This window comes from Salipaludibacillus sp. CF4.18 (assembly GCF_051262595.1).
Taxonomy (GTDB): Bacteria; Bacillota; Bacilli; order Bacillales; family Salisediminibacteriaceae; genus Salipaludibacillus; species Salipaludibacillus neizhouensis.
Map to the genome: position 1 here is coordinate 21,135 of NZ_JBIMEV010000061.1, position 6,000 is coordinate 27,134.

Here is a 6,000-nt window from a genome sequence, read left to right on the forward strand (position 1 = left end):
TTAATATTCCAGATTTATTTGCATACTCTATTGCTTTCTTGGGAGTTATAACTTATCCATAACTTATCTAACTAATTCTTTACTTTTAGTGTTAATAACAGAATATAATTCACTGATATCGTTGCGAATGGCTTTTTTTACTGAGTAATCAGTGGTTTTTTCCAGTTCAACTTTCATTTTGTCGATTTCATTTTGAAGTATTTGTTTCTCGCCAATTAAAAGCAAGAAAACACCCCTTTCCATTCTCGGAAAACTCTATTTAAATGTACTATACCACAATTTCACACAATTAAAACTTAATACAAATTTAATCTGTTTAAAGAAAGTGTAACAATTTGCTTCTGCAACGTTCTTCATTTGCACTAGATGTTTAAATGATTGAAATATTACATCTAGTTCATCTATATATAATGGCGAAACCCAGGTATAGATCCTTCCTTTAGAGTGTTCTCTTCTGCGCACTTAAATCCATTCTCACGCATAAAATGTATAACCCATGTGTTTCAATTTGTGGATTACTTATATGTATCTCAGAAATAAATCAAAATTCATGGCCAGTCTCCCCATGACCTCTTATTGGATTATTATTACCTGCTTTTTTTTGGTCATAACGTTTTACCTGTTCCAATTTGTCTTTCAGCAAATTAATAGTAAGAGTTAATTCTAACGGGTTCTTCAAGGATTCTCCCCTTTAGTATAAGTGAAAAAGTTCACAAACTATCAGTTTTTCTATTATCATATTAACATAAATTTTCCAATTTAATTTCAATTTTTAAAGACCTACTTCTTCAATCTGGCCCTATACACAAAGATAAGACGCAATTCTTATTACAGAATTGCGCCTGATTGTTTAATATCAATTTTTTTGCATTGTATATTTGAACTTTGCATTTAAATGTCCTTCTTAAAACTTTGTCGAAATACTATAACCTTTGTCAATACACTTTTAAATTGTTTATACCTATAATGAAATAGCTCTTGTGTGCTTTTTTAGTTCTATATTCCCATCCTTCAGGAGGACAATTATATGAAACCCCAAAATATAACAGTTTTTTTTGTTAGAATAAATTAAATTATTCCGTATGCGTATGATTTTTAATGGTCGATCAAAAGGGCTTACCCATCCTGCTACTATTAAAGATAGTCAAAAACTAGATGTTCTCTTGAATAGATACTATCGAATAACAATCCTTATAAAAAGTACTTGATATTAATGAACAGTATAGGATTATTACGTAATACAGGAGTTACTCCACAATCTGACCCTATACATAAAGAAAGGACGCAATTCTTATTACAGAATTACGCCTGATTGCGGAAGGTCGATATTGAAGTAAAGCTCTCCGTTAGTTCAAAGGAACAAACCGCAAAGCCCTCTTTTTTATTTCTCACTCAGTTTCTCCTTAAGATGAGCAACCACATCATAAATGCCAACATCCTCATACTTAAATAATCTAAAACCTTCATTTTGTATATTTAAAAATTCATTGAATTTTTTTTGGAAAAGTGCAATCATAATTCTTCTTATAGATCTATACTTATCAATAACTTCTGATGGCTTTAAAAATTCTTCCTTATAAAAGTCTGCATACAAACTGTGATTTTTATAATCATTTAATAAATCTGCTAGAGCTTCTCTATAAATAAATTCTTCCTTAATACTACTTATAAGAGCATCAATCAAGCTTTCAGGATTAGTCTTGAAAAGGTCAATACTTTCAAGGAAAGACTTGAATTCTTTTAAATCATAGAATTTTTCCTTTTTAGCATCATCTATGTTGCTAACCTTTTTTTCTAAATTAACATATTCAAAATTAAATAAGACTTTATCCATTAGCATCTGGTTCGCATAACTTGATGAAGTTTTCAATTTGTGGTCTCTTAACCTTTTATTTAATGCTTTCCAGTCAACTTTAACTCCATTGTGAATATTTAATGCTGCTGTATGTAACATTGGTAACTTTCCAAACTCCTCAATAGATATGTGTGCTGATGTTCTAATAATATTTCAGCCTCTTCTAATAACTCACAGGCATTCTCATAAATCTTTATAAATATTTCTTTTATTTCTTCTACTTTTAATTGATTAAGTTTCACTATATAGGCGCAGACACAGGCTCTTCTTCCTCTTCGTAGTGATAGCCATGGTCATGGATTAACGTGAGCATAGCCAGGTATCGACTATACACCAATCCAGCATCTATGGCAGGTTGTAGTTTAGCTCAACTCAACCCTTCTCTTCTCAACTAAAATCGATAACGATAAACATAAATTCACTTGATATTGGAAAATCCTTAAGCTGTCCTTCCCCTTTAGTTTAACATCATTTTCCAGTTTATAGGCGCAAAAAAAGAGCTGCGATACTGCAACCCGTAATTTACTAACGCTTCCGATAGTTGAAGAGTCGAAAAAGTTTTTAAGTCTTGTAGATAATAACTAATTTATAAATAATAAACCCTACCAAAAGTCCAGGCATTAAAGAAAGTATAGGTAAAAAAACAGGACCCATTATCAATCCAAATAGTTTTAATGAGGGTGAATATATTAAGCCTATTGTCATAAAGAACGCTCCAAATACAAAAGGTATGTAGGAAAAGCAGTTCACTTCTCCATCTGCATTAAGGTATGCATCCCACATGGCAAACATATATAAACAAGGATAAAACATAAGCCATTGAAAGTTTGTTACATCAATGGCTCTTTGTATTTCTCCTGTAAATGAATGTATAATCGCTACATTTAAGTTGCTTAAAACATTAATAAGAATCTCCAAAAAAATGAATACACTACCTTTAAATAAACTTCTATTTAGAAACTGACCGAATCCTGGTAAAGCTATACTCCATAATAACGCTTCATGTTTTTTAGGCTTTCTATACTCCTTCACCCTCCATCACTCACTTCAACAGATGTTTGCGTTCTTCCGTTTGAGGTGGTTCTTCCATCCAACCATTTTTTATCATAATTTTTGCACCTTTATGAGCATATTCAAATGTATCTTTCAGAAAAATCGTCATTTTAGGTGGCAAATCATTTCGTAAACTAAAAGCCGTCCCTAATGAGCCACTTCCCATCGAAAAACTGCAAAAAAGACTTGTGCAATACATCATCAACTTATCGGAAAATGGTGGTATTGTTGATCGGGTTGCATTACCACCTGCTGTTTGGGGAGATTGTGTGTCGTTTTCAAGCAAGATTTCAGTTAATTCCTTGACAATGCCTTTAGCAAGTTCAGCCCCCTCATTAAAGAAGGTTTTCACTTCTTTTTCATTTGCACATTGAGCAAAACCTGTAATCATTTGAAGCCCCGTAATATTTGATTCAATCGAATGATGAAGTTGCGCAACTTCCACTGTATTTAAAGAACGTTTATCGCTAAATGGACTAACGGAGAGTCCAGTCAAGTAATGCTTATCTTTCACAAATTCAACTGATTTTGGCATTGAAACATGAGGAGATTTAACAAGTATTCCCTTTTCAAGCAAATATTGTGTGCAAAGGTTGTAATACTTTTGCGTAATGGCAGTTAGCTCGGTTAACATCAGTACAATATCTTCTCGATAAGTCATCGTTATATTTAATGCGTGAAGCCCCGTACTAATTTGTTTCAATAGGCGAAGAAACAGGATGTCAAAACCATTATCATATAATTTCGGCACCTCTTTGTTGACATCTTGAGCTGTGTAGCCAACTGGGACGACCGCCCCTTCATTTTGTAAAATTTCTGTAATAATACCAACGTAAGTGGCTATCTCTCCATATAAATTTTTCATAATATTCTTGGCTTTTTCGTCATCGGATTTCTCTATAAAATATTCTAACATACGTAAAATCATTGTCTTTTCTTGATACGTAAGCCATAATACACCTAATTCAGAAGACGTAATTGCTGATTTTTCTGGCATATAATTTCCTCCTAAAATTTTTTCTATCTTAGGTTTAGCTTAGGATAGTATTTTAATTCAATATTTTTTATAATACTTTACTCTTTTTTAGAAACCTCCCCAATAGCGCCATAACAGACGCTACGATTCTTCCACTAACGCTTCCGTTTGTTTAAGTAGATTTATTCACAATCTTTCCATTGTATTGATTAACTATTTATCAATAACAATCGATAATTTATAGTTTGTATGTTCATTTAACCCTTCCAGAAATTCATTCATTAGTTCATTGGATGGAAATTTACATTCAAGAAGATAACAACCATCCCCACTGATCTTATAGTTACGTACAAGGTATTGGTCCTGCGTTTTGACGAACGATAAATATGGGTGATGGTGAATACTCTGTGTAATGATAGTTAGAAAAGCATGTATATAAAATCCCAGTTTGACTTGGTTAACTTTAATGGTATATTCCTCAATAACTCCACTATCCTCTAATTTTGCCACCCTTGCTGAAGTTGCTGGTCCAGTTAAATGGACTTTTTCACCCAATTCTTTCATCGTAATCCGACTATTCTTTGATAGTTCTTTCAGGATAAGAATATCAGTGTTATCTAACATTTACTTAACTCCTTTCATAAATAAAGTAAAACCACCAAAACACTTTTATTAATCTATGTATCCGTTATTAGGTCCTAGTTTATAATATACAGTGTTCCAAGGAAATTTCAATGAAAAGGAGATAATATATATGAACATACAACATATTCGTAATGCAACAATAGTCGTTCAATACGCAGGTAAAAAGTTTTTAATAGATCCAATGTTAGCGGAAAAAGGGGCTTATCCTTCTATGCCAAATCCAGCCTCAAATGCACCACAGGGTAACCATAATTTCCCTGTAGTAAGCTTGCCAACATCCACTGACATTATTATTCAAGATATTGATGCGGTCATCGTGACTCACCTGCATCCTGACCACTGGGATGAGGCTGCCAAAGAAGTATTGCCAAAAGAGATCAAATTATTTGCCCAAAATGAAGATGATGCTGCAAAAATTCGAAAAGATGGTTTCCAAAATGTTGAGGTTTTACATGAGGATACAGACTTTGAAGGCATCAAATTGATTAAAACAAAAGGCGAGCATGGAAGAGGAGAAATCTTAAAAATTGCTGGTCTAGTATGTGGTGTTATCTTCAAACACCCATCAGAAAAAACCTTATATGTTGCTGGAGATACAGTTTGGTATGATGCAGTTCAAGAAGAAATCGATACACATAAACCAGAAGTCATTGTTGTTAATGCTGGAGATAATCAATTCATTCAAGGCGGTTCTCTAGTCATGGGTAAAGATGATATCTATGAAGTGTATAAGGCTGCTCCTAACGCAAAAATTATCGCTGTCCACATGGAAGCCGTTAATCACTGGACATTATCAAGAGAAGAATTAAAGAGTTTTATTAATGAAAAAGGAATGACTTCTAATGTGTTAGTGCCAGACGACGGTGAATCTTACACGTTTAGTTGAGAATAGAGAAAACATAAAGGAGAGATAACCGTGTCAGTGGAGGCTAATAAAGAACTCGTTCGTAATTTCTATGAAGCGATTGAACAGGAACAGTATGATTCACTTAAAGACTTTTGCCATGAAAACTTTGTATTCTACCCTCAAATAGATATACCCTTTTATGGTGTAGATGGTCTTATAGAATCAGAGAAGAAAAATTTCGAAGCATTTCCAGACTTCAAAATGCCAATCAAAGCCATCATGGCTGAAGGTGATCAAGTAGCCGTATATCTCATATTTGAAGGCACTCACACAGGCAGCCCGTTTTTCGGTGTTTCTGCAACTGGTAGTACCGTTAGGTTCTCACTCATGATGCTTTTACGGGTTAAGGACGGGAAAATCATAGAGAAAAGATCACATGTTGATGTAAATGATATTCTTCGCCAGCTTGGAGTTACCAATTGAAATCTTCTAGTCAGCATGACTAATTAAGGACCCTTTTCAGGGTCTTTTTTTGTTCTATGGGTTTTAATCCAATATTTATCGATAAAGTAGTATCATAATCTACCATTGGTACATCCATATTCAATGCCTTCCTCTACAAAC

9 protein-coding genes are annotated in these 6,000 nt (G+C 33.5%); 3 read left to right on the forward strand and 6 right to left on the reverse strand.

The window, feature by feature from the left end:
* Positions 1-63 precede the first annotated feature (63 nt).
* Entirely contained in the window at positions 64-225 is a 162-nt protein-coding gene (locus ACHABW_RS22290; protein WP_435758715.1) for a hypothetical protein, read from the reverse strand.
* Between the two features lie 316 nt (positions 226-541).
* The gene (locus tag ACHABW_RS22295) at positions 542-679 is read right to left on the reverse strand and encodes a hypothetical protein (RefSeq protein ID WP_435758717.1); all 138 of its coding nucleotides are present in this window, start codon (positions 677-679) and stop codon (positions 542-544) included.
* A gap of 403 nt (positions 680-1,082) precedes the next feature.
* Here ACHABW_RS22295 and ACHABW_RS22300 point away from each other — a divergent pair, with 403 nt between their 5' ends.
* Positions 1,083-1,208: an aspartyl-phosphate phosphatase Spo0E family protein gene (locus tag ACHABW_RS22300; protein WP_435758719.1), complete on the forward strand. Its 126-nt coding sequence runs from the start codon at positions 1,083-1,085 to the stop codon at positions 1,206-1,208.
* A 173-nt stretch (positions 1,209-1,381) separates the two neighbouring features.
* Here the strand turns inward: ACHABW_RS22300 and ACHABW_RS22305 are convergent, their stop codons facing one another.
* The 4 genes from ACHABW_RS22305 to ACHABW_RS22320 form a co-directional block, all read right to left on the reverse strand.
* Entirely contained in the window at positions 1,382-2,005 is a 624-nt protein-coding gene (locus ACHABW_RS22305) for an AbiV family abortive infection protein (RefSeq protein WP_435758731.1), read from the reverse strand.
* A gap of 411 nt (positions 2,006-2,416) precedes the next feature.
* Complete coding sequence (locus ACHABW_RS22310; protein ID WP_435758721.1) at positions 2,417-2,887, reverse strand: hypothetical protein; 471 nt, start codon at positions 2,885-2,887, stop codon at positions 2,417-2,419.
* Between the two features lie 10 nt (positions 2,888-2,897).
* Entirely contained in the window at positions 2,898-3,905 is a 1,008-nt protein-coding gene (locus ACHABW_RS22315) for a DUF3231 family protein (protein ID WP_435758723.1), read from the reverse strand.
* 192 nt (positions 3,906-4,097) lie between these two features.
* The gene (locus ACHABW_RS22320) at positions 4,098-4,508 is read right to left on the reverse strand and encodes an Lrp/AsnC family transcriptional regulator (protein WP_435758725.1); all 411 of its coding nucleotides are present in this window, start codon (positions 4,506-4,508) and stop codon (positions 4,098-4,100) included.
* A gap of 130 nt (positions 4,509-4,638) precedes the next feature.
* Here ACHABW_RS22320 and ACHABW_RS22325 point away from each other — a divergent pair, with 130 nt between their 5' ends.
* On the forward strand, positions 4,639-5,415 hold the full coding sequence (locus ACHABW_RS22325) for an MBL fold metallo-hydrolase (RefSeq protein ID WP_435758727.1): 777 nt from the start codon (positions 4,639-4,641) through the stop codon (positions 5,413-5,415).
* A gap of 30 nt (positions 5,416-5,445) precedes the next feature.
* Positions 5,446-5,859: an ester cyclase gene (locus ACHABW_RS22330; RefSeq protein WP_435758729.1), complete on the forward strand. Its 414-nt coding sequence runs from the start codon at positions 5,446-5,448 to the stop codon at positions 5,857-5,859.
* The last annotated feature ends 141 nt before the right edge of the window (positions 5,860-6,000 follow it).